The sequence below is a fragment of the Paraburkholderia sp. BCC1884 genome (assembly GCF_900996225.1).
Classification (GTDB): Bacteria; Pseudomonadota; Gammaproteobacteria; order Burkholderiales; family Burkholderiaceae; genus Paraburkholderia.
Window position 1 is genome coordinate 179,186 of the sequence record NZ_CAAJGL010000011.1, and the last position, 22,704, is coordinate 201,889.

20 protein-coding genes are annotated in these 22,704 nt (G+C 63.3%); 9 read left to right on the forward strand and 11 right to left on the reverse strand.

All coding sequences use genetic code 11. The annotated features are described in order from the left end of the window. Window positions 1-175 precede the first annotated feature (175 nt). Both FQ705_RS00840 and FQ705_RS00845 read left to right on the forward strand, forming a co-directional pair. Window positions 176-3,586, forward strand: coding sequence for an alpha/beta fold hydrolase (locus FQ705_RS00840; RefSeq protein WP_144137577.1), 3,411 nt, complete (start codon window positions 176-178; stop codon window positions 3,584-3,586). A 221-nt stretch (window positions 3,587-3,807) separates the two neighbouring features. Then, a complete protein-coding gene (locus FQ705_RS00845; protein WP_144137578.1) occupies window positions 3,808-4,590 on the forward strand; it encodes a substrate-binding domain-containing protein in 783 nt (260 codons plus the stop codon). A 7-nt stretch (window positions 4,591-4,597) separates the two neighbouring features. Here FQ705_RS00845 and FQ705_RS00850 read toward each other — a convergent pair whose 3' ends face one another. Beyond that, on the reverse strand, window positions 4,598-6,010 hold the full coding sequence (locus FQ705_RS00850) for an FAD-binding oxidoreductase (RefSeq protein WP_144137579.1): 1,413 nt from the start codon (window positions 6,008-6,010) through the stop codon (window positions 4,598-4,600). Beyond that, entirely contained in the window at window positions 6,007-6,996 is a 990-nt protein-coding gene (locus FQ705_RS00855) for an isopenicillin N synthase family dioxygenase (RefSeq protein ID WP_144137580.1), read from the reverse strand. Before FQ705_RS00855 ends, FQ705_RS00850 begins: the two co-directional genes overlap by 4 nt. 276 nt (window positions 6,997-7,272) lie before the next feature. Here FQ705_RS00855 and FQ705_RS00860 point away from each other — a divergent pair, with 276 nt between their 5' ends. Genes FQ705_RS00860 through hutC (FQ705_RS00880) form a run of 5 tightly spaced genes read left to right on the forward strand, consistent with a single transcriptional unit; the run spans window position 7,273 to window position 11,110 of the window. Continuing rightward, window positions 7,273-8,100 (forward strand): transporter substrate-binding domain-containing protein, encoded by an 828-nt coding sequence (locus tag FQ705_RS00860; protein WP_144137581.1) that lies wholly within the window; start codon window positions 7,273-7,275, stop codon window positions 8,098-8,100. Between the two features lie 33 nt (window positions 8,101-8,133). Next, window positions 8,134-8,784: an amino acid ABC transporter permease gene (locus FQ705_RS00865; RefSeq protein ID WP_144137582.1), complete on the forward strand. Its 651-nt coding sequence runs from the start codon at window positions 8,134-8,136 to the stop codon at window positions 8,782-8,784. Window positions 8,785-8,803: 19 nt separating this feature from the next. Continuing rightward, a complete protein-coding gene (locus tag FQ705_RS00870; RefSeq protein ID WP_144137583.1) occupies window positions 8,804-9,466 on the forward strand; it encodes an amino acid ABC transporter permease in 663 nt (220 codons plus the stop codon). A gap of 19 nt (window positions 9,467-9,485) precedes the next feature. Next, on the forward strand, window positions 9,486-10,355 hold the full coding sequence (locus FQ705_RS00875; protein ID WP_144137584.1) for an amino acid ABC transporter ATP-binding protein: 870 nt from the start codon (window positions 9,486-9,488) through the stop codon (window positions 10,353-10,355). Beyond that, window positions 10,352-11,110, forward strand: a complete 759-nt coding sequence (gene hutC, locus FQ705_RS00880; RefSeq protein ID WP_144137585.1) for a histidine utilization repressor — start codon at window positions 10,352-10,354, stop codon at window positions 11,108-11,110. The genes FQ705_RS00875 and hutC (FQ705_RS00880) overlap by 4 nt, the downstream gene beginning before the upstream one ends. Window positions 11,111-11,145: 35 nt before the next feature. Here hutC (FQ705_RS00880) and hutC (FQ705_RS00885) read toward each other — a convergent pair whose 3' ends face one another. The 9 genes from hutC (FQ705_RS00885) to FQ705_RS00925 all read right to left on the reverse strand — a co-directional run bounded on the left by hutC (FQ705_RS00885) (window position 11,146) and on the right by FQ705_RS00925 (window position 19,583). Further along, entirely contained in the window at window positions 11,146-11,907 is a 762-nt protein-coding gene (hutC, locus tag FQ705_RS00885; protein WP_260854353.1) for a histidine utilization repressor, read from the reverse strand. 100 nt (window positions 11,908-12,007) lie between these two features. Further along, the gene (hutH, locus tag FQ705_RS00890; protein ID WP_144137586.1) at window positions 12,008-13,660 is read right to left on the reverse strand and encodes a histidine ammonia-lyase; all 1,653 of its coding nucleotides are present in this window, start codon (window positions 13,658-13,660) and stop codon (window positions 12,008-12,010) included. A gap of 46 nt (window positions 13,661-13,706) precedes the next feature. Beyond that, a complete protein-coding gene (locus tag FQ705_RS00895; protein WP_144137587.1) occupies window positions 13,707-14,498 on the reverse strand; it encodes an ABC transporter ATP-binding protein in 792 nt (263 codons plus the stop codon). 35 nt (window positions 14,499-14,533) lie between these two features. After that, on the reverse strand, window positions 14,534-15,301 hold the full coding sequence (locus tag FQ705_RS00900; RefSeq protein WP_144137588.1) for an ABC transporter permease: 768 nt from the start codon (window positions 15,299-15,301) through the stop codon (window positions 14,534-14,536). Window positions 15,302-15,314: 13 nt separating this feature from the next. Then, window positions 15,315-16,037, reverse strand: coding sequence for an ABC transporter permease (locus FQ705_RS00905; protein WP_144137589.1), 723 nt, complete (start codon window positions 16,035-16,037; stop codon window positions 15,315-15,317). Window positions 16,038-16,134: 97 nt separating this feature from the next. Further along, the gene (locus tag FQ705_RS00910; RefSeq protein ID WP_409934665.1) at window positions 16,135-16,959 is read right to left on the reverse strand and encodes a transporter substrate-binding domain-containing protein; all 825 of its coding nucleotides are present in this window, start codon (window positions 16,957-16,959) and stop codon (window positions 16,135-16,137) included. Between the two features lie 330 nt (window positions 16,960-17,289). After that, window positions 17,290-17,970, reverse strand: coding sequence for a methyltransferase family protein (locus tag FQ705_RS00915; protein ID WP_144137591.1), 681 nt, complete (start codon window positions 17,968-17,970; stop codon window positions 17,290-17,292). A gap of 12 nt (window positions 17,971-17,982) precedes the next feature. Next, a complete protein-coding gene (locus tag FQ705_RS00920) occupies window positions 17,983-18,822 on the reverse strand; it encodes an arylamine N-acetyltransferase family protein (protein WP_144137634.1) in 840 nt (279 codons plus the stop codon). Window positions 18,823-18,887: 65 nt separating this feature from the next. After that, the gene (locus FQ705_RS00925) at window positions 18,888-19,583 is read right to left on the reverse strand and encodes a hypothetical protein (RefSeq protein WP_144137592.1); all 696 of its coding nucleotides are present in this window, start codon (window positions 19,581-19,583) and stop codon (window positions 18,888-18,890) included. Between the two features lie 337 nt (window positions 19,584-19,920). Between FQ705_RS00925 and FQ705_RS00930 the strand changes: the two genes are divergently transcribed. Further along, entirely contained in the window at window positions 19,921-21,438 is a 1,518-nt protein-coding gene (locus FQ705_RS00930; protein ID WP_144137593.1) for a carbohydrate porin, read from the forward strand. A 97-nt stretch (window positions 21,439-21,535) separates the two neighbouring features. After that, window positions 21,536-22,687, forward strand: coding sequence for a hypothetical protein (locus FQ705_RS00935; RefSeq protein WP_144137594.1), 1,152 nt, complete (start codon window positions 21,536-21,538; stop codon window positions 22,685-22,687). Window positions 22,688-22,704: the final 17 nt, after the last annotated feature.

Sequence of the window (22,704 nt, forward strand, 5' to 3'; positions counted from 1 at the left end):
AGCGCCGCGTACGTGAGCGGATTGCTTCGCGCGCCACGTACGATGCGCCTTTTTTTGTGATTGCATATTACCTACGATAAAAAAGCCGCGATGACCGGCCGTCTTTCCTCTGACGTTATACCAACGTCCTGTTTCAATTCCCCGCATTGCATTCCAGACAGACGAGGTGGTCTCGATGAACCGCTTATCCAGCGTCGCGACGGCGATCCAGGCGCATTACGAGGTGCTCGTGGTGGGTTCCGGCTATGGCGGCGCGATTGCCGCAAGCCGCATGGCGCGGGCCGGCCGTAGCGTCTGCGTGCTCGAACGCGGACGCGAATTCATGGCCGGCGAGTATCCGCGCGACGCTTTTCACGGCGCCGCGCAGATCCAGTACAACCTCGCCGACCATCACCTCGGCTCGCCACTGGCGTTGCTCGAAGTGCATGTGAACGATGACATCAATGCCGTGGTCGGCTGCGGACTCGGCGGTACCTCGCTCATCAACGCGAATGTCGCGCTCGAAGCCGATCCTCGGCTCTGGGACGATCCGCGCTGGCCCGCCGCGCTGCGTGCCGACAAGGACGGCCGCGACACCGGCTACACGCGGGCGCGGGCGATGCTGCAACCGTCGCCCGTCCCCCAGGATTTTCCGACTCTGCCGAAATTGCAGGCGCTCGAGAAATCGGCGCAGGCGCTCGGCATGGAAGACCGCTTCAGCCGTCCGCCGATCACCGTCACTTTCGAGAACCGCATCAACGCCGCCGGCGTCGAGCAGAAGGCTTGCGTCGGTTGCGGCGATTGCAATTCGGGCTGCAATTACGACGCGAAGAATTCGACCCACATGAACTATCTGCCCGACGCCGTCGCCCACGGCGCGCAGATTTTCACGGGCGCCGCAGTCCATTCGGTGGTGCGCAACGCGGCCACGCAAAAATGGACGGTGGGTTATCAGCTAGTGCGGCTCGGCCGCGAAATCTACGACGCGCCCGATCTGTTCGTCAGCGCCGATATCGTTATCGTGTCGGCCGGCACGATCGGCTCGACAGCGCTGCTGCTGCGCTCGCGCGAGTTGGGCCTGCACGTCTCCGACGCGCTCGGCACGCATTTCACCAGCAACGGCGACGTGCTCTCCTTCGCCTATAACACCGACGTGCCGATCAACGGCGTCGGCTGGGGCACGCACCCACCGGGCGAGATTGCGCCGGTGGGACCGACCATCACGGGTCTTATCGATCATCGCAACACGGAGAACGTGCGCGATGGTTTCGTCATCGAAGAAGGCTCGCTCGCCGGGGCGGTCGGCGAGGGACTTCTGGCGGCGTTCGGTGCCGTCGCGCCGGAGTTGGGCGTCGACGTCGGCGGCCCACGCTCGTTTCACGACAAGCTCGCCTACGACGCACGGGTCATCGAGAGCGTGCTGCGCGGCCCGTATCACGGCGCGCTCAACCACACGCAAAGCTATCTGGTGATGGCGCACGACGACGAAAAGGGCAAAATTTCCGTGGACGCCAAGGGCCAGCCGCGTATCGACTGGAAAAACGCAGCCGGGCAACCGATCTACCAGACAGTGCAGAACGTCCTCATGCAGGCGACGGTCCCGCTCGGCGGCAAGTATCTGCGCAATCCGATCACCACGAAGATCCTCGGCAATCGCACCGTCACCGTGCATCCGCTCGGCGGCTGCGGCATGGGCGAGGACGCCGAGCACGGCGTGATCGACCATATGGGCCGCGTGTTCAGCGATGCCACGGGCAACGCCGTGCACGACGGCCTGTATGTGATGGACGGCGCGGTCATGCCGATATCGCTCGGCGTCAATCCGCTGCTGACCATTTCGGCGTTGGCCGAACGCAACTGCGCGCTGCTCGCGGCCGAGTACGGGTGGAATATCGACTACGCGTCGAGCGGCGCCGGCAGCGCGCCGCCTCAGCGGAAGATCGGCCTGCGTTTCACCGAAACCATGGTCGGCACCTACACGCCCGCCGTCGCCGGTCAGGTCGCCACCAGTCCGATCGAATTCACGCTGACCGTCGAATCCGACGACCTCGCCGAGCTGATCGGCAATCCGGATCATCTGGCGCAAACCGCCGGTACGTTGACCTGTGCGGCGCTGTCGGCGCAACCCATGACGATCTCGCACGGCACCTTCAATCTCTTCATCGTGAATCAGTCGGACGTGGACGAGCGCAACATGAATTACCGCATGACGCTCAGCTCCACCGAAGGCAAGACGTACTATCTGAGCGGCAAAAAAATCATCACGCGCTCCTCACCGATCAATCTTTGGACGCAAACCAATACGATGTATGCCGAGATTCGTGACTCGGCGCTCGCGGATGCACCCGTGATCGGCACCGCGACGCTGATCATCACGCCGGAGAATTTCCTCAGGCAGCAACGCACGCTCGAAGTAACCAATACGCCCGACCTGAAAACGCGGCTCGAATGGACCTTGAAGTTCGGCAAGTTTTTTGCGGGCGTCCTCTTCACGGAATACGGCGGCGTGGCCGCGCCGCTGCAGTTTTTCGACACCGAAGCGCAGCCGCGCCTCAAGCGCGCATTACGCGCGCCGGCACCGCAAATCGTCTTCTTCAATACGCCCGATGGGACGATGCTGAAGCTCACGCGTTTCAACGACCCGACGAAAAAAGCCGGACGACCGCTGCTGCTGATTCACGGTTCAGGCGTATCGAGCCGCATTTTTTCCACCGACCTGATCGGCACCAACCTGGTCGAATACCTGCATGCAGGCGGCTACGACGTGTGGCTCCTGGATCTGCGCGTCAGCATCGAATTGCCGAGCGTGCTCGTGCCGACCAATGTGGACAAAGTGGCCCGCGAGGACATTCCGGGCGCTGTCGCCAAAGTACGCGAGTTGACCGGTGCGGCGGAGATTCAGGTGGTGGGCCACTGCATGGGCGGGCTTGCGCTGAGTATGGCGCTGCTCGACGGACTCAAAGGCGTGCGCTCGGCGGTGATTTCGCAGGTCTCGGCGCATCCCGTGCCGGGGACACTCGAGAAGATCAAGTGCGGTCTGCATATCCCCGGCATCATGGACTTTCTCGGCGTGCGCGATCTGACTGCCTACACCAGGGACGATTCGTGGCCCGCCAATCTGCTCGACGAAGCACTGCGGCTCTATCCGCTCGATCACGACGAAGGCTGCGGCAATCCGATCTGTCATCGGGCGACCTTTTTATACGGCCTGCTCTACGAACACGCGAAATTAAGCGAGACGCTGCATTCGAATTTGCAGGAATTGCTCGGCGTACACGACGTCGGCGTGTTCAAGCATCTGGCCGCGATGGTGCGTGCCGGTCATGTAGTCGATGCCGAAGGTCGCGACGTCTATTTGACCGGCTCCGACGGCATGCGAGGATTGGAGGGGATGCGTCTGCCGATCGGCTTTATCCATGGCGAGAAAAATGAAACCTATGTGCCGAAAAGCACCGAACTCACCTACGCGTTACTGACGAGTCAGTTTCCCGAGCAACCCTACGAACGGCACATCATTCCGGGCTATGGACACATCGACTGCATTTTCGGCAAAGACGCTTCGGTGGATGTTTATCCGGTGATCGCGAAGTATCTGGACGCGCATTGACCGCAGCTCGATGCCGCATTGAGTCGATTCGACAGGCGCGTGCACACCACGCGCGGCCTTCCGATTACTATCCCGGCACCCGCCTGGTGAACCGGTTGCGGGTGCGTCTCCAGCGGCCCTCATGTATCGTACGTATGACGGCTCTACCGGCGCGGCCGGTGATCCCGTCGTTACCTTCTCCTTCTGCCTGACTTTTCCATTCGACCGTCACGTTCAATTTCATGAAATCCTTTTTCCTGCCGCTGTTCACCGCTGGTTTGCTGGGCTGCGCCGTCGCCACTCCAACCGTGCAGGCAGCCGAGCTGCGCGTCATGAGTTCAGGCGGATTCACCGCCGCCTACAAACTGCTCGGCCCCAGGTTCACGCAATCCACCGGCAACACGCTCGACACCATCCTCGGGCCGTCGATGGGCAAATCGCCCGAAGCCATTCCGAACCGGCTTGAACGCGGCGAACCCGCGGACGTGGTCATCATGGTCGGTTACGCGCTCGACGATCTCATCAAGCAAGGCAAGGTCATTCCAGGCTCGCGCGTCGAACTGGCCGATTCGCGCATCGGCATGTCGGTGCGCGACGGCGCAGCGAAGCCGGATATCAGTTCCGTGGCGGCGCTGAAGGACACCCTGCTTCACGCGAGGTCGATTGCCTATTCCGACAGCGCAAGTGGCGTGTATATCGAACGCGAGCTGTTCAAGCGGCTGGGCATCGAGGATCAGGTGAAGGGCAAGGCGAAGATGATTCCGAAGATCCCGGTGGCCTCGGTGGTGGCCAACGGCGACTATGAAGTCGGCTTTCAGCAGGTCAGCGAATTATTGCCGGTGCCCGGCGCTTCGTTCGTCGGCAAGATTCCGGAGTCGGTGCAATCCGTGACACGTTACGCCGCCGGCATTCCGGTGGGCGCACCGCATCCGCAGGAAGCGAAGGCGCTGCTCGACTATCTGGCCTCGCCGGCCGCGCAAGCCGACGTCCGCTCCACTGGAATGGACTCGGTGACAACGCATTGAGATAGCATCAAAAAAGCTTGCCCGGATTCAGGATGCCATGCGGGTCGAGCGCGCGTTTGATCGCGGCCATCGCGGCCAACTCCGCGGGCGAGCGCGAGATCGGCAGGAACGCGCGCTTGAGCAGCCCGATGCCATGTTCGGCCGACACCGATCCATGCAGCGGCCCAAGCATCTCGTACACGAACGCGTAGACCGCATGATGATCGACGCCGGGGATCGAATGGCCGTCCACCGTCACGTGCAGATTCGAATCGCCGATATGCCCGAAGAAATACGACGCATTGCCGGGCCAGCGCTGATCGAGCGCGGCGCGGCAACGGTCGACGAACGCGCCGATCCCGCCGATCGGCAGACTCACGTCGAAGTTGATCGCATCGAGCCGCACGGGAAACTCCGCCGTGCATTCGCGAATCGCCCACAACGCTCGCACATCGGCGACCGATTGAGCGATCACCGCGTCGCGGATCGCGCCCGCGTCGAGCGCTTCGGTCAGCGCGGCGGAAAAGCGCTCGCCGTCATCGCCCGGATCGAAGCTCGCGTGTTCTATCAGCGCGTACAGCGGATGCGCGTCGGCAAACGGCGAACGCGTACCGGTCAGCTTCACGCCGAAATCGTAGAAGTCCGGCCACATGATCTCGAACGCACCGATGTCATTGCCAAAGCGCGTCGCCAGACGGCGTAGCAAGCTCACCGCCGCGTCGTAACCGTCGAGCGCGACCAGCGCCGTGTGCCGCGCCGCCCGCTGCGGATGAAGCCGCAACACCGCGCGCGTGATCACGCCGAGCGTGCCTTCGGAACCGATGAACCAGTGCTTCAGGTCGTAGCCGGTATTGTTCTTGACCATCTTGCCGAGCGAAGTCAGCACGTCGCCATTGGCGAGCACCACTTCGAGCCCCAGCACCTGATCGCGTGCAGTGCCCGACTGGATCACGCGGTTGCCGCCCGCGTTGGTCGCGAGATTGCCGCCGATCTGGCACGAGCCGCGCGCGCCGAGATCGAGCGCGAGTTCGAAGCCGGCTTCCGCGGCGGCCTCCTGGGCCGCCTGCAAGGTCGTGCCGGCCAGAACGGTCAGCGTGGCGGAGGCCGCGTCGAGTTCCTCGATTCCGCTCATGCGTTCGAGCGACAACGCGATATCCGCAGCGCGAGCGATCGCGCCGCCCGCGAGGCCGGTCATGCCGCCCTGCGGGACCACCGGTTGATGCGCCGCGTGGCAAATCGCCAGCGCGCGCGCCACGTCTTGCGTGCTGCGCGGCAATAGCACAGCGGCTGGCCGGGTTGGTGCGTGACGCGTCCAGTCGGTCAGCGCGCGTTCGCTAATTTGTTCGCCGACGCGCACCGCGTCGTCACCGAGTGCCGCGCGCAATGCATCGAGCGTCGAGGCAAGCGGCGCTGCGCCGATCGCCGGGTTGTTATCTGTCATGCGGGAGTTCCTTGCGTGCCTTCCAGTGCTTTCTTCTTGCGATAACCCATCGAGTCGTTGATCCGACCGAGGATATAGTCGCCCGCGGCGACCGGCTGATACTTGAGATCCGCGTCGCTCGTGCCCAATTCACGCGGATCGACAAGCGCGCCGTAGGTAGGATCATAAAACGTCGCGATCGAATAGCGCTCGCGCCCCGATGCATTGATCACGCGATGCAGCGTGGAACGGAAACGGTCGTTGGTCCAGCGCGCCAGCAGATCGCCCACGTTCACGACGAAGCTGCCTTCGACCGGCGGCGCATCCACCCACGTGTCGTTGGCGATCTCGCGCACCTGCAGGCCGCCCACCTGATCCTGCCACAGCAAAGTGATGCAACCGTAGTCGGTATGCGGCGCGACGCCGAACTGATCGTCGTCCGGTTGAGGCGGCTGCGGCGGATAGAAGACCATCTGGGTGCGCTGCATGCGTTTGGCGTAGCGCGGCGCGAAGAAATGTTCATCGACACCAAGACTCAGCGCGACCGCGCGCAACAGGTCGGCACCGCACGCAGCAACCGCTTCATAGTAGCCATGAAGCGCGGGACGCAAGGACGGCATGAAGTCGGGCCAATTGTTCGGCCCGCGCAGCGCCTGACCGGCCAGCACGTCCGGATCGTCCTCGGGCAACTCGAGGCCGATGCTGAAGAACTCCTTGTAGTCGGGACGACTGGCCTGGTACATGGTGGCGTCGCCGAGCGCATTGAAACCGCGATGCCGATGATTGACCGCCGCGCGCCGTTTCGTTTCCGCTGGGAACGCAAAGAAACCGCGCGCCGCCGCGGCCGCTGCATCGATCGTCGTTTGCGGTACGCCGTGATTGACGATATAGAAAAAGCCGATGGTGGTGCACGCCTCGCGAATTTGCTCCGCCACACGTTGCAAGGCCTGCGGATCGCCCGCGCCCACGCCGGCGAGATCGATGATCGGAATGCGGGTCATGGACATCGTGTAGCTCCTGGAAGTGCCGGGTCTATCCACTGACGAAAGTGCTGCGACGACCGTCTGCAAGGAGAGGATCGCACTCGCGCCTTGCAGTTGTATATACCGCCAAAAGCGCTACCGCAAGTTGCAGGACGAGCCTGCACGCCAGGGCTTTTCTCTACCCGCGCGTTTATTTATTTCGCGTAAAAAACGCGGTATATACTGCCTCGCATGACTCGCGCCGAGCCCGGCTTGTGAACCGTTTTTTGCGCGGCACCGCTTTGCCAACTGGAGAATCCCATGAGCATCCTTGCAGGCTGGAAGTGTCGTCTGGTTATGCTGGCCTTGTGCGCGACGAGCGTCGCCGCACACGCCGAAGATCAACTCGCCAAAGTGAAGAAAGCCGGCGAACTGGTGGTCGGCACCGAGATGCAATTCGCGCCGTTCGACTTCCTCGAAAACGGTCAGCAAGCGGGCTTCAACAAGGACCTGTTCGCCGAAGTCGGCAAGGAAATGGGCGTCAAGGTGCGCTTTATCGACCTGCCGTGGCCGAGCGTACTGCCGGGTCTCGAAGCCGGCAAGTTCGACATGGTCGGCGGCCCGCTCACGGTCACCAAGGCCCGCATGGAGCGCTACACGTACACGCTGCCGATCGCGGACGCCACCGACGCGCTGCTCAAACGCGCGAACGATGCGTCGGTCAAGCAATCGTCGGACATTGCCGGCAAGACGGTCGGCGCGGGCAAAGGTTCGGCGCAGCTCGATCAGCTGAAGACCTACGTCGCCACCTTGCCGAAGCCGCCTGAAATCCGCGAATACGTCGACAACAATCAGGCTTACGCCGACCTTGCGGCTGGCCGCATCGCGGCCGTCGCCAACTCGATGACCAACATCGCGTATGTGGCCAAGCAGCGTCCGGAAGCGTTCGCCGTGGTGCAGCCGCCGTTCGGCGCGAAGGTCTACTTCGCTTACTGCCTGCGCAAGGACGCCGACAGCAAACCGCTCGCCGACGCCTTCAATGCCGCGCTCGTGAAGATGAATAAAGACGGACGTCTTGCGACGCTGCAGAAGAAATGGTTCGGTGTGGCGATGGACGCGCCGACCACCATGCCGACGCCGAACTACTGATCGCCGCATCCCGTTCTATCGACTGCGCCACCCATGTTCAGCGCGACCGTCTTCCTCCAGGGCTTGCCGCTGCTGCTGCACGCGGCACTCGCCACCATCGGCATTTCGCTGACGGGTCTGCTGATCGGCTTCTTCGTGGCAATCGGCGTGTGCGCGGCGCGGCTTTCGCCGAATCGCACGGCCCGCATGTTCGGCGGCGCGTATGTGTTCTTCTTTCGCGGCGTGCCGATGCTCGTGCAGTTGCTGCTGGTCTACTATCTTCTGCCGTTCGCGGGTATCAACGTGTCGCCGGTGGTGGCGGCGATCAGCGCCGTGTCGCTCTGCTCCGCGTCGTATATCGCCGAGATCCTGCGCGGCGGTTTTCTCAGCATTGCGCCGGGTCATCTCGAAGCGGCACGCATGCTCGGGCTCTCGCCCTTCGACATGTTGCGTCGCATTCTCGTGCCGCAAGCATTCCGTCTGACGCTGCCGTCGCTCGTCAATGAAATGGTGCTGCTCATCAAGGCGTCGTCGCTGATTTCCGTGGTGGGTGTCGCCGAAATCACGCGCACCGCGCAGAACATCGCGGCCAGTACCTATCGGCCGCTGGAAGCCTATCTCGCGGCCGGGCTGATCTACTTCGTGATCTGCGGCGCACTCGCGCTGGTCGCGCACGCCGCCGAATACCGCCTGCAGCACGCCTGACCGACCTAGAGCCCACGCCATGCAAAAGCTCGATCCGACCGTCATCACGCACAACCTTCAGCCGATCGCGGCAGGCCTTGCCACGACGCTCGGCAGCTGGGCGGCGGGCGTGGCGATCGGCATCCTGATCGGCTTTCTGATCGCGGTACTGCAACTCTTCTGCGGACGCTGGGTGCGCGGCCTGCTGCGCTTCTATATCGAACTGTTTCGCGGCACGCCGTTTCTGGTGCAACTGTTCCTGCTTTATTACGGCGGCCCGTCGATCGGTCTCACGCTCGAACCCATGACGGCCGGCGTGCTCGGCCTGGGGCTGTACGGCAGCGCGTATTTCGCCGAAGCGTTCCGCTCGGGCTTTCAATCCGTCCCGCCGGGTCATCTCGAAGCGGCCTCCTGTCTTGGACTCACGCGCTGGCAAACGGTGCTGCGCATTCAGGTGCCGCAAATGCTGGTGCTGATCGTGCCGGCACTCACGAATCTGATCATCGTCTTGAGCAAGGAGACAGCGGTGCTGTCCATCGTCACCGTGCCGGAACTCACCTTCGTGCTGACCGGCATCGGCTCGGCCACCTTTGCTTTCGTCGAAACACTGCTGATGCTGTGCGTGTGCTATCTCGCACTGGTCGAACTGACCTCGCGAGTGGGCATGTGGGCCGAAACCCGTATCGCACGCTTCATGGCATGAACGGAATCCGGACACTTTTATGAACGCCCTCGCCGACGTGCCCTCCTCCGCTTCCACCCGCGCCGTCGCGACGCCGCCTGGCGCGCCGCTGATCGAAGTACGCGACCTGCGCAAACGCTTTGGCGAAGTCGAGGTGCTGCGCGGCGTCGATCTCGAGATCGCGCGCTCCGAGGTGGTGTGCATCATCGGTCCGTCGGGCTCGGGAAAGAGCACGCTGCTGCGTTGCCTCGCCGCGCTCGAAACCTACGATCAGGGCGACGTGCGCATCGAAGGCGAGTTGCTCGGCTATAGCGAACGCAACGGCAAACGCGTGCGCGCCTCGCAGGGCGACATCAATCGCGTACGGCGCAACGTCGGCATGGTGTTCCAGCAATTCAATCTATGGCCGCACATGACGGCGCTCGGCAACGTAATGGAAGCCTTGCTGCGTGTACGCCATCTGTCGCGCGACGAAGCACGCCGTCGCGCCAACGGCATGCTCGAAACCGTGGGCCTCGCGCACAAGGGCGACGCCTATCCCGCGAAGCTCTCCGGTGGTCAGCAGCAACGCGTGGCGATTGCCCGCGCGCTCGCGATGGAGCCGCACATCATGCTGTTCGACGAGCCGACCTCGGCGCTCGATCCGGAACTCGTCGGCGAAGTACTGCAGGTGATGAAGCAACTTGCGCGCGACGGCATGACCATGGCGGTGGTGACACATGAAATGGGCTTCGCCGCACAGGTCGCCGACAAGGTCATGTTCATCGACCAGGGCCGCATCGCCGTGCAGGGCAAGCCGCACGACGTCTTTCACGACGCCGGGCAACCTCGCTTGCGGCAGTTCCTGCAGAACTACTTCGACCGCAACGCCTTCTGGGCGCGCGGACCCGAGGGCGCGGAGCCGTTATGAGCACGCGCCTGTCGCTGCCCGCCGCCCGCGACGCGCCGGCCGCGCGCTACGAGCAGGTCAAGCACCATATCCGCCAGATCATCGATTCGGGCGCGCGCCAGGCGGGCGAACGCCTGCCCTCCGAACTCGACCTGGTCGCGACACTCGGCGTATCGCGTATGACGGTGAATCGCGCACTGCGTGAGCTCACCGACGAAGGCCTTGTTACGCGCATCTCCGGGGTCGGTACTTTCGTCGCGCAAACCAAGCCGCAATCCACGCTGCTGATGATCGCCCACATCGGCGACGAAATCCGTTCGCGTGGCCACGAATACCGCTACGACACGGTGCTGTCGCAACGCGAAACCGCCTCGGTGATGGTGTCCAATGCGTTAGGACTCGCGCCGGGCGCGTCGGTGTTTCATGTGATCTGCGTGCATCGCGAGAATGGATTGCCGGTGCAACTCGAAGACCGCTACGTCAATCCGGCGATTGCACCGGCGTTTTTGCAGCAGGATTTTGCGGCGACCCGGCCGTCGGAATATCTGTTCGAGATCGTGCCGGCGCACGACGTCGAGCATGTGGTCGACGCGGGGCTGCCGACGCGCGCCGAGGCCGATCTGCTCGAAATCCGTCCCGAGGAACCGTGCCTCACGCTGATGCGTCGCACGTGGACGAGCGGCGTGGCGGTGACCTTCGCGCGTTTCGTCCACCCTGGCTCGCGCTACCGGCTCGGCTGCCGCTTCACGCCGGATCTATCGCAGCGTCAGGGCTAAAAACACGCACTGCCCGGACGCCGCCGCCAACCACGCTAGACGTTTCCGGCCAGATGAAAACGCGACGCCGGATGCCATAGCCGCACCGACGTCGCCACATCGTCGCCGACCCACGTGCGACGCCATAGCTGCAGACACGGCTCGCCGATCTCCATCGCCAGATGCCGGCGCACGTAAGCGTCGGGCTTTTGCGCGTAGATGCGAAAATCGGCGCGCTGGATCGGCGCGAGCCGCACCATGTAGTGATTCGGCGTTTCGACCGTGAAGTCCTGTTGCAGGTACTCGGGAAACACCTTGGGATTGACGTAGCGATCCTCGTACTGGATCGGTTCGCCTTCTTCGCTGTGCACGATGCACGAGTGAAACGCCGGGCCGCTTACGAGACCGAGCGCTTCGAGCGCCTGAGGATCGTCGCTGGGTTCGAGCGTCAGCACGCCAGCCGAATGACGATGACCGCGCGCGGCGATTTCATCGGCGATATTGCGGATTTCCAGTACGGTCGATTCATAGCGCTGCGGCGCCACGAAGGTGCCCGAGCCTTGCACGCGTGTCAGCACGCGTTCGGTGGTGAGTTCGCGCAGCGCACGCGACACCGTCATGCGCGCCACGCCGAACTCTTTGACCAGTTCCGTTTCGGACGGAATCAGGCCGCCCGGTTTCCAGTCGCCGGCACTGATGCGCCTGACGACATAGCGCTTGATCTGTTCGTAAGCGGGCATGGCCCGCACCGGCGTCTCCGGGTTGCGATGCTCGCGTGCTTCGGTGTCCGCGGTTTGCGCGTGTGTAGTTGTATTCATTCCGACCTCGTGGGTGGTACGCGGTTGTACTCGGGGGTGACCAGTTGTACACCTTGACCGGCTAGCCGACGGATAAGCCCGCGCACCGGCTTTGTCTCCATCATGCCATGTGGGCCGCAGCCTGTGCGTCGTTGATCGCCATGCCACCTTTCGTCGTACGCACACCATTCGCAGCGGCGAGATTCGCGACCGTTGCGCGTGCGAGCAAGCCAGTGTTGTCAGCGGATGTGGCCGGGCGCGGCCCAATCTGACCTGGGTTCGGCAACGGCGGCGGCGCCTGGTCGGCGATCATGCGAAACGCGATGCTCATGTCGTCGGCGAGCGGGCGATCGTCGCGGTAAGTCGGCACGACACCGCGCACGCGTTGCCAGAGCGCATGCGTGTGCGGCGCGCTCGGCGCGTCGATGCTTTGCAGGTCGTAGGCTTGCGCCGCGGCCAGCAGTTCGATTGCGACGATACGTCCGGCGTTGTCGATGATCTCCAGTGCTTTTAGCGCAGCAGGCGTGGCGTGGCACAGATGATCTTCCTGCAGCCCCGAGGTGATGCCGCCATCGAGGCTGGCCGGCAGCGCAAGACGCCGGTTCTGCGCCACCAGCGAGGCCGCCGTGTACTGCGCGATCATGAAGCCGGAACAGGTGCCGCCCGGCTCCGCGAGAAAGGCCGGCAAGCCGCTCACGAGCGGATTCACTAGCCGGTCGAGACGCCGTTCGGCCATCGCGGCGACTTGCGCGATCGCGGTGGCGAGGCTGTCCATGGCGAGTGCGATCGACGCACCCACCGCGTGCGCTTGCGAATAGACGCGCGGGTCGTCCGGCGTGCCGGCGACGATCGGGTTATCGGTGATCGACGCGAGCTCGCGATTGACGACTTCGGCGGTGGCCGTCAGCACGTCGCGCGCGGCGCCGTGCACGTGAGGAATGGTCCGCATGCTCAGCGGGTCTTGCGTGCGTTGACCGATTACGGCCGCGAGAATGCCACTATCGGTGAGCGCAATGCGCATCCGTGCGCCGACCAGATTCAGGCCGGGCGAAATCCGCAAGGCCAGCGAATCTTCGTCGAACGCTGCGAGCTGGCCGCGCAGATTCTCGAAGCTCATCGCCGCAACGATATCGGTCCAGTCGAGCAGACGCGCGGCCCGCGCCAGCGCAAGCGCTGCGAGTCCGGTGACGCACGGCGTACCGTTGATGAGACTCAAGCCTTCCTTGGCTTCGAGCACGAGCGGTTCCAGTCCGAGGCGTTGCAACGCCTCGCGTCCTTTGAGCCGTTCGCCGCGATAGCGCACATGGCCTTCGCCGATGCAAACCAGCGCGATATGCGCCATGTGGCTCAGATAGCCGACCGAGCCGAAGGCCGGCACTTCGGGCAGACAATCCGCGTTGAGCAAAGCCACCAACTGGTCTGCCACTTCGAGACGAATGCCCGAATGCCCATGCGCGAAATTGTTGACGGCCGCGGCCATGATCGCGCGCGTTTCGGCGACACCCAACGGCGCGCCGACGCCCACCGCGTGACTCATCAGTATGTTGCGCGACAGCGTGCGCTGTTCGGTCGGCGAAACGATGACGTCGCACAACGCGCCGACACCGGTGTTCACGCCATACGCGCGAATCCCGCGCGCGACGATCTGTTCGACCAGCACATGCGCCGCGACGATACGCGCGCGCGCGTCGGCGGAAAGCTCGAGCGGCTCGCCGGCAGCGACCGCTGCCACCTGAGCCCAGTCGAGAGGACGATCGGAACGGATCACGGCCATGGTAGTGCTCTGCTCGTTGGATTGCGGAATTGCTTCGTGCTGCGGCTTAGTGCGTGCTGCGGTCCTGATGGCTCGACACGAATTGCCGGAAACGCTCCGACTTGCATTCGACGAAAACCTCGTCCGGCGTGCCGTCGGCTTCCACCTGGCCCTGATGCAGGAACATCACGCGATTCGATACGTGGCGCGCGAAACCCATCTCATGCGTGACCACGAGCATGGTGCGGCCTTCTTCGGCGAGCGAGCGCATGACACGCAGCACTTCGCCCACGAGTTCGGGGTCGAGCGCGGACGTGGGCTCGTCGAACAGCATGACTTTTGGGTGCATCGCCAAGGCGCGCGCAATCGCCACACGTTGCTGCTGACCACCGGACAGATGCGCCGGGTAATGGCCGCGCTTTTCCGCGAGGCCCACTTTCGCCAGCAGCGCTTCAGCCTCTTCGACCGATTCGGCGCGGCTGCGCTTCAACACGCGCATCGGCCCTTCGATCAGGTTTTCCAGCACCGTCATGTGCGACCAGAGGTTGAAGTTCTGGAACACCATGCCGAGTTGCGAGCGCACCCGATCCACCTGACGGCGGTCGCTCGGTTGCAGCTTGCCGTCGCCGCGGCGCTTCATCTTCAGCTCTTCGCCGGCAAGCGCGACCGAGCCGTCGTCGGGCGTTTCGAGCAGGTTCAGGCAGCGCAGGAACGTGCTCTTGCCCGAGCCGCTGGCGCCGAGAATCGAGATCACGTCGCCCTGATGGGCGTCGAGTGAAATGCCTTTGAGCACGTGGTGATCGCCGAACGATTTGTGAATGTTCTTGACCGACAGTGCAACGGGTGCCGTAGCGTTCATGGGGTTCTCCAGATTCATCCGGGATGGGCGGCGCTTCAGGGCGCGGCCCGATGTGCTTCGCTGCGTGCTTCGGTGTGTGCGGCGGCCGGGCGCCTGGGCGCGGCCTGCGTCGGCGCGGCGCGCAAATGGCGCGACAGGCGTGTTTCCAGCAAACCGAGCAGGCGCACGATGACGAAATTGAGGAACAGATAAATCAGCGCTGCACAGATGAAGACTTCCGTCGTGCGATAGGTTTGCTGAATGATCTGCTGCGCGACGCCGGTCACTTCCCACACCGTGACGAGGCTCGCGAGCGCAGTCGATTTGACGAGCAGCACGGCTTCGGTCGAATAAGCCGGCAAACACTGGCGCAACGCGATCGGACCGATCACGCGGCGCAGCAGCGCGAAACCCGACAGGCCGATCGAATAACCGGCCTCGATCTGCCCGACCGGCACGGCCATCAAACCGCCGCGAATGATTTCAGCGGTATATCCCGCCGTGCACAGCGCGAGCGATAAGACGGCACACAGGTACGGCTCGCGCAGCACGGGCCATAGAAAGCTCTCGCGGATCACGCCGAATTGCCCCATGCCGTAGTAGACGAGGAACATCTGGATCAGCAGCGGCGAGCCGCGAAACACGAGAATATAGGCACGCGCGAAACGGTTCGGCAGCCAGTTCGGCGACACGCGCATCGTCACGATCACGAGCGACAGCAGCCCACCGAGAACCAGCGAACAGAAGAACAGCCCGAGCGTGGTCGGCACGGCGGCAAGCAGTTGCTTGAGCGTGTCGTAGAGAAAGTCGAAGTCGAAATGCATGATCCCGTTCCCGTCAGTTGCGCGCGAAGTTGCGCTTGAAGGACCGGCCCACGCGCGCTTCGGCGTGATTGAAAACCCGGTTCGAGATGCTGGTCATCAGCAGATAGAGTGCGCCGCCGACCACGAAGAACGTGAAGTACTGATGGGTCGAACCCGCTGCGACCTGGCTCGTGCGAAGCAACTCGGCGAGCCCCGTGACGGAGATCAGCGCCGAATCCTTCAGGCTCAATTGCCAGACGTTGCCGATGCCGGGCAACGCGAAGCGCAACACTTGCGGAATCAGAATACGGCGCGCCATCGTCAAAGTCGGCATGCCGATCGAACGTGCCGCTTCGAGTTCGCCGCGCGATACCGCCAGCACCGCCGCGCGATACACCTCGGCCTGATAGGCGCCCGAGATCATGCCGACCGCGAGCGCGCCGATCACGAAAGGCGGCACGCCGACAAAACCGTCCGCGCCGAACCATTGACCGATCGTGGTCACGAGCGTCGAGCCGCCGAAATAGAACAGGTAGATGACGAGCAGTTCAGGCACGCCGCGAAACACCGTGGTGTAGATGTCGCCGATCACGCGCAACGAGCGAAAGCGCGATAGTTTGGCCGCCGCGATCAGCGCGCCGAACACGGCGCCGACCGCGAGCGCCGCGAGCGTCAGTGCAACCGTCATGAGTGCCGCGAGCAGCAATACGCCGCCCCAGCCTTCCGGCCCGAAGCCGAGCATCTGTATCAGTGCCATTCCCTACCTCTCTTCCGTGACAGCGGAACGAACCAGCCGGCCAGCGCGCCGCCGTCATGCGCGCCACGCCGGCCGTCCTACTTGTGCATCCAGCGAATCAAGGCGTCACGTCGGTCTTGAACCACTTGGCGGACAGCTTCTTGACGGTGCCGTCGGCGAGCGCAGCGGCGATCGCGGTGTCGAACTTCGCCTTCAGGTCGGCGTCCTGTTTGCGGAACGCGAGGCCTTCGCCCGGACCCCAGATCGGACCGCCGATCTTCGGACCGGCCATCGAGATCGACGCGGCGTCTTTCTTGTCGAGGTTGGCGGCGTAGTACGTCACGTCGTCGAACGAAGCGTCGATGCGGCCGTTGGCCAGATCCAGATCGCGTTCCGGCGACGTCTTGTAGACCCGGATCGTGGCAATGTCCTTGAAGCCGTCGTTGATGAACTTGGTGTAGACGGTGCCCGACTGGATACCGATGGTCTTGCCCTTCAGCTGCTTGCGCAAGGCGTCGACGGTGGGCTGATCGGTTTTCGGATCACCCGAGAGCTTGACCACGCCAGCACCCGGCGCGGCCTTGGGCAGCACCTTCGTGTCGGACACGGCGAACGTGGCCGGCGTAGCGGCGTACGGGCGCGAGAAGGCGATGATCTTTTCGCGTTCCGGCGTGATGGAGATCGCGTCCATCAGGACATCGAACTTGCCGGCTTGCAGACCGGGAATCATGCCGTCCCAATCTTGCGCGACGAGGTTGCATTGCAGCTTGATGCGTTCGCACAGATTCGCGACCAGTTCGGGCTCGAAGCCACCGAGCTTGCCGCCGGGCAAGGTCAGGTTCCACGGCGCGTAGCCGCCTTCGAGCGCGATCGTCACCGTTTTCCAGTCTTTGGCCTGCACCGGTGCCGCGAAAATCGTTGCGGCGCCGAGAACGGCGCCCATCAATACTTTTGCTGCCGTCGTGCGCTTCACTTTCACGTCGAAACTCCTTTGATTGAGGAAACCGTCGAGCTTGATCTTTATCTGCCGCTGAATTTGTATAGACAAGTCTGCATGAGTCAAAAAGCCGTCGCAAGTGGCATTGCAATAAATTCGCAGAATCATCGGGTAAGCCCCTAGACGATCCCTTGTGACAGGGCTCTCCGGGTGGCTTTGATTGAATGGCGAATGAAAGATAGCGCTGCCGATGCAGCCAGACGTAGCGCGCTTTGTCTAGACAGGTTGACTAACGCGAGAGGGATGCGACAGGCGGCGGCACGCCTAAAAAACGCCCTACCAGATGTACGGCACGAAGCGGAACTGCACGCGCGCCATGTAGTCCGTATAGCCGTCGAGTTGCGCGGCAAGCACGCTTTCCTCGCGCACCGCGCGCCAGCCGATGCCGGCCACCATGATGGGCACACAGGCGAGCCCCCACCACGAGCCGAGCAGCAAGGGCGTACCGACGAACAGAAAGAGCGCGGACGAATACATCGGATGACGCACATGCGCGTAAGGTCCGCTATCGATCACCTTGTGGCCGCGACTGGCCTGGACCTTCACGACGGGTGCGGCGTAACTGTTGGCCCGGAACACGAAGCGGCACATGAAAAGGCAGAGCGCCACGCACAGCGACCCGAGGCTGACCAGCACGACCGGCATCGGCGCCGACCAGTGAAAACGCATGGCGTCCAGGCCCATCAACACGAGCCACGCGCACCACAGAACCGCCACGCTCACCATGAAGACGCGATCCCAGCGGCTTTGTTGTGGCTGGACGATCGGCGCAAGACGCTCGGCGAGCAAGCCAGGATCATGACGCGCCAGCCATAAACCGATCCACAGACTCAGCGCGCCCAGCTCGATCACATACCACCACGCGGCGGGCCACGCAAACGTGCCCGCCGCGCCGAACAGCAAGGCGCTCATACCTGCCAGCCAGATCACCGTCTGGACGATGAGACGCGCGATCATGACGCTCACCCGCTAGACGCGATTGGCCGGCGTGCGGATGCGTTCGAAAACATCGGCGAGGTCGATGTCACCTGTGTTCAAACCGAACTGCCCGTGCAGACAGGCCGCGAGTTCGTCGACACTCGTGATTTGCCGCTCGCTGATGATCTGCCCATCGGCCGCGCGTTCGTAAAGCCGATCGTTGAGCAAGGTGAGCCGCACTTCGGACAACACCCGGCACACGATCAGGTTGCTCGCGAAAATCGAATCCGGCGAGGTGGACGTGTACCAGTTCGAAGTCTCGTAATCGATCCACTCGACCGGTTGCAGATCGAAACGGTAGACGCGCGTCCAGCTCTCGTCGGCGGCCTGCACTTCGAGATAGCGCGCGTCGCGCGAGGCATCCGCGAGACGGAAGGTGCCCAGTTGCGTGCGTTGAGCGAGACCGGTGGCGAGGCGCAGCGGCGCGGGCAGCGTCACGCTGCCGAAGCCGACATCGGCGATCCACGCTTCGTCGTCGAGATCGATGCGCAGCACCATGTGCGTGCGGGGCGGCACGGGGGCGTCGGCTTCACGCCCCCACAAAACCCGGCCGAGCAGCGGCGTGATGTTGAATCCCAACTGCGTGAGCACATTGGCCAGCAACGCGTTCTGTTCGAAGCAATAGCCGCCGCGATGCTGGTCGACGAGCTTGTGCTCGATCGATTCGAGATCCAGCTTGACGGCGCGCCGTGTGAGCGGATTCAGATTCTCAAAAGGAATCGCGCGCGGATGCAGCCGATGCAACGCCTGCAGGACCTCCAGCGTGGCCACGCGCTCCCCGGCGTAGCCAATACGGGCGAAGTAGTTGTCCAGATTCACGTTATGCAGCATCGGCAAGGCCCCGATCGGGTTAGGTCGCTGGGAGTCGATCATAGCCGCTTTCTGCTGCCTGTCCGTTACTGTGCGCCCTTCAACGCCGACGTCGCGACGGACGGCACGCTGATCCCGTGACTCGACGCGAATTGCACAGCCGAACTCAGCGTCGACATCAACGATTGCAATTGCCCCGGCGCCGATTGTGCGATGTACGACGCGCTTTGCGCCGTCTGCGGATTCATGCCGCCCTGCAGCAGCGACGACGGACTCATCTGGCCGACACTGCCCAGCCCGGACTGCAGACTCGAATACTGGCTCACGCCTTTACCCAGCGACGACAGGCCGTCCGTGAACGCCTGCTTGTTGACCGGCGTGGCGGAGGCGCTGCCGCTCGCGCGGCTTGCGAAGGCCTGGGTCAGCGATTGCGAAAGCGACTGCTGCGTGCTGCCCACCTGGGTCAACTGAGTCACCGACGGCGTGCCGCCGCTCAGCAGACCCGCCGCCGATTGCGCCTGCCCCGCGGCGCTGCTCATGCCCATCGCCGATGCGAGACTCGACTGGCCGCTCAAGACCTGCTGGTTTGCGCCCACATAGGTCTGCAGCAGTTGCGACACGCCGCCGGGCGAAGCCGCGCCCGCCGCGGCACCCGCATTCGCGGAACTGTCGCCGCCGCCGCCAATGCCGAACTGCTTCAGATTCAACTGAGCGTTCGACACGCCGCTCACCAGCAAACCGCCGCTTGCCAGCAACGAAATGAAAAGGATGCGCTTGTTCATGTTCATCTCCTGAATGGACTTCTGGGTGGCTCGTGCTTGCTCGTGCGCGTTCGACACATCCCCTCTCCACACGTTCGATATGACCACAACCCTACGACTTACTTACTCTTTGATTTGTTTTCAATTACGAACAAATAGCCGCACGTAGCAGTACGTAAAGAATAAAATGACAACTTAGTAATATTGATGCGAATCGTTCTCATTTGTGTTGACGCACCTATAACGCATGCGTACGATCTCGGCATCGCTGTGTCCGGTGTCGCGGACCGACACGGCAAATCGCGAGCGGTTACGCCACGATGCTTATTCAGTCGATACAACACCAATAAGGATTTCGATGAAGTTCGCCCAACTCAACGGACCCAGCGCGCAAGTGCATCCGTTTCGCGATCCCGCTCCGCGCGCCAGCCGCCGCTCACGCTTGCCTTCGATGCGGCGTGCCGCACTCCTCACGGCATTCGCATGGGCCTCGCTCACAGCCGGCGCGGCGATGGCCGAAGCCAATCCAGATGCTACGCCTGAAGCGCCCGAGGCTGACCTGAACATCAAGGCGACTCAGACTAATCAGTGGACCGGCTTCTGGAATCGTCAGCAGATGCTCGGCGACATCGGCGGCCTGCGACCGTGGCTCGGCAAATATGGCGTGACGTTCCAGCTCACCGAAACCAGTGAAGTGCTGGCCAACCTGCGCGGCGGTCTGGCAAAGGGCGCCGACTACGACGGCCTGACCACCGCAACCGTGCAGATGGACACGCAGAAGGCCTTCGGCTTGCCGGGTGGCCTCTTCAACGTGAGCGCGTTGCAGATTCACGGCGCCAACCTGAGCGCCAACAAGCTCGGCACGCTGAACACGGCGAGCGGCATCGAAGCGGACGACACCACCCGTCTGTGGGAATTGTGGTACCAGCAGTCGTTCCTGAACAAACGTGTCGACGTGAAGATCGGTCAGCAAAGTATCGACCAGGAATTCATCACGAGCTCGAACTCGGCGCTGTTCGTCAACACGATGTTCGGCTGGCCTGCCCTGCCCTCGTACGACATGCCCTCCGGCGGCCCGGCGTATCCGCTGTCCGATCTCGGCATTCGCGTGCGCGGCCAGATCACGCCTTCGTTGACGGCATTGGCCGGCGTATTCGACGGCGACCCGCTCGGCAACAACCCGAACAACCTCAGCGGCACCAACTTCAACCTGCACAACGGCACGCTGTTCATCGGCGAGTTGCAGTACGCGATCAACCAGCCGTCCGACGGCGAAATGGTCGGCATGGGCAACAACGGTTTGCCGGGCACCTACAAGCTCGGCGTCTGGTACAACAACGGCAGCTTCGGGGATCAGCGTTTCGACAACAGCGGCCTGCCGCTGGCGAGCCCGGCCACGACCGGTGTCGCCCAGAACCATCACGGCGACTACAGCATCTACGCAGTGGCCGATCAGATGATCTGGCGTCCGGACCCGGACGAGCCGCGCAGCCTGAACGTCTTTGCGCGCGTCATGGGCGCGCCGAACGACCGCAATCTGGTGAGCCTCGCGGCCAACGTCGGCATCGTGCTGAAAGCGCCGTTCGCCGGCCGCGACAACGACAGCGTCGGCCTCGCCGCCACCTACATCAAGGTCGGCAGCAACGTGCACGACGCGGACCAGGACGCCCTGAACTTCAGCGGCGGCCCGTACGGCGTGCGCACCAGTGAAACCACGCTCGAGGCGACCTATCAATACCAGGTCAATCCGTGGTGGCAACTGCAGGCCGACGCGCAATACACCTTCAATGCCGGCGCAGGCCAGAATCCGAACGATCCGACGCAGCCGCTGCGCAACACGTTCGTCGTCGGCGTGCGGACCAACATCAACTTCTGATGCGCGCACCCAATTCACACGCTACCGATAAAGCGAAATCCATGCTTTCGATCATGACCGATATCACCGTTTTGTGCGCTCGCACGGAGGCACACTCATGAACCAGTCCACGCGCAGATTCACGCCGCGCGCCGCGCGCGCTCTGATCGCCGCAGCAGCCAGCGTCGCCGCTTTCGCGGCGGCCGGCAGCGCTTACGCCGAACCGCAAGGTTTCCTCGAAACCATCAAGCATCACACCACGCTGATCAACACCGTGCCGGGCAACGGCGACCAGAACCCGTATGCGGTGGTGGTCGCGCCGGTCTCGGCGGGCACCGTCAAAAAGGGCGACGTGCTGGTCGGCAACTTCAACAACTCGACCAATCTGCAAGGCACCGGCAGCACGATCATCAACTATCATCCGGACACCAAAGAAATGACGGTGTTCGCCACGGTGCCGCGCGATCTGAAGGAATGCCCGGGCGGCATCGGCCTGTCGACCGCGATGACCATGCTCAAGTCGGGCTACGTGATCATCGGCAGCACGCCGAGCAATGACGGCACCACCGGCACCAAGGGCGCGGGCTGCCTGATCGTGCTCGATTCGCAAGGCAAGGTCGCCTCGACCATCAGCAGCCCGAACATCAACGATCCGTGGGGCAACATGGCGGTCGTCGACAACGGCACCAGCGCCACGCTGTTCGTCAGCAACGCCGGCTTCGGCGTGGGCGGCGCGGACGGCAATCCGCCGGTGTTCAAGCAGGCCACCGTGCTGCGTCTGGATCTGGACGTGCCGGAAGGCAAGCCGCCGGTCGTGAAGAAGGAAACCGTAGTAGGCAGCGGCTTCGGCGCGCAGGCCGACAAGGGCGTGTTCCTAGTCGGCCCGACCGGCCTTGCGCTGTCGAGCGATCAGAAGCTGCTGTACGTATCCGACGCAATCGGCAACCGCGTCACCGAAATCGACGAACCGATGACGCGCGACGCCAGCGCCGGCGTGGGCCGCCAGCTGACCGCCGACGGCCTGCTGCATCGTCCGCTCGCGATGGTCACCGCACCCAACGGCCACCTGCTCGTGACCAACGCGCTGAACGGCCAGATCGTCGAAATCGATCCGGCCACCGGCAAGCAGCTCTACGCGCGCTGGATCGACACGGACAAGGCGCAATCGCCCCCGGGCAACGGCGACCTGTTCGGTCTGGCTTTGACGCCGGAAGGCGACGGCTTCTACTATGTACAGGACGACGTCAACACCTTGGTCCTCGCGAAGTAAGCACAACACCCCGCAGC

Coding starts and splice junctions, on each gene's coding strand:
- FQ705_RS00855 (WP_144137580.1), bottom strand. CDS start 6,996: ATGTCCATGACCCGCATTCCGATCATCGATCTCGCCGGCGTGGGCGCG.
- hutC (WP_144137585.1), top strand. CDS start 10,352: ATGAGCACGCGCCTGTCGCTGCCCGCCGCCCGCGACGCGCCGGCCGCG.
- FQ705_RS00870 (WP_144137583.1), top strand. CDS start 8,804: ATGCAAAAGCTCGATCCGACCGTCATCACGCACAACCTTCAGCCGATC.
- FQ705_RS00915 (WP_144137591.1), bottom strand. CDS start 17,970: ATGATCGCGCGTCTCATCGTCCAGACGGTGATCTGGCTGGCAGGTATG.
- FQ705_RS00865 (WP_144137582.1), top strand. CDS start 8,134: ATGTTCAGCGCGACCGTCTTCCTCCAGGGCTTGCCGCTGCTGCTGCAC.
- FQ705_RS00935 (WP_144137594.1), top strand. CDS start 21,536: ATGAACCAGTCCACGCGCAGATTCACGCCGCGCGCCGCGCGCGCTCTG.
- FQ705_RS00850 (WP_144137579.1), bottom strand. CDS start 6,010: ATGACAGATAACAACCCGGCGATCGGCGCAGCGCCGCTTGCCTCGACG.
- hutC (WP_260854353.1), bottom strand. CDS start 11,907: ATGAATACAACTACACACGCGCAAACCGCGGACACCGAAGCACGCGAG.
- FQ705_RS00875 (WP_144137584.1), top strand. CDS start 9,486: ATGAACGCCCTCGCCGACGTGCCCTCCTCCGCTTCCACCCGCGCCGTC.
- hutH (WP_144137586.1), bottom strand. CDS start 13,660: ATGGCCGTGATCCGTTCCGATCGTCCTCTCGACTGGGCTCAGGTGGCA.
- FQ705_RS00905 (WP_144137589.1), bottom strand. CDS start 16,037: ATGGCACTGATACAGATGCTCGGCTTCGGGCCGGAAGGCTGGGGCGGC.
- FQ705_RS00845 (WP_144137578.1), top strand. CDS start 3,808: ATGAAATCCTTTTTCCTGCCGCTGTTCACCGCTGGTTTGCTGGGCTGC.
- FQ705_RS00930 (WP_144137593.1), top strand. CDS start 19,921: ATGAAGTTCGCCCAACTCAACGGACCCAGCGCGCAAGTGCATCCGTTT.
- FQ705_RS00925 (WP_144137592.1), bottom strand. CDS start 19,583: ATGAACAAGCGCATCCTTTTCATTTCGTTGCTGGCAAGCGGCGGTTTG.
- FQ705_RS00910 (WP_409934665.1), bottom strand. CDS start 16,959: ATGGGCGCCGTTCTCGGCGCCGCAACGATTTTCGCGGCACCGGTGCAG.
- FQ705_RS00840 (WP_144137577.1), top strand. CDS start 176: ATGAACCGCTTATCCAGCGTCGCGACGGCGATCCAGGCGCATTACGAG.
- FQ705_RS00860 (WP_144137581.1), top strand. CDS start 7,273: ATGAGCATCCTTGCAGGCTGGAAGTGTCGTCTGGTTATGCTGGCCTTG.
- FQ705_RS00895 (WP_144137587.1), bottom strand. CDS start 14,498: ATGAACGCTACGGCACCCGTTGCACTGTCGGTCAAGAACATTCACAAA.
- FQ705_RS00900 (WP_144137588.1), bottom strand. CDS start 15,301: ATGCATTTCGACTTCGACTTTCTCTACGACACGCTCAAGCAACTGCTT.
- FQ705_RS00920 (WP_144137634.1), bottom strand. CDS start 18,822: ATGCTGCATAACGTGAATCTGGACAACTACTTCGCCCGTATTGGCTAC.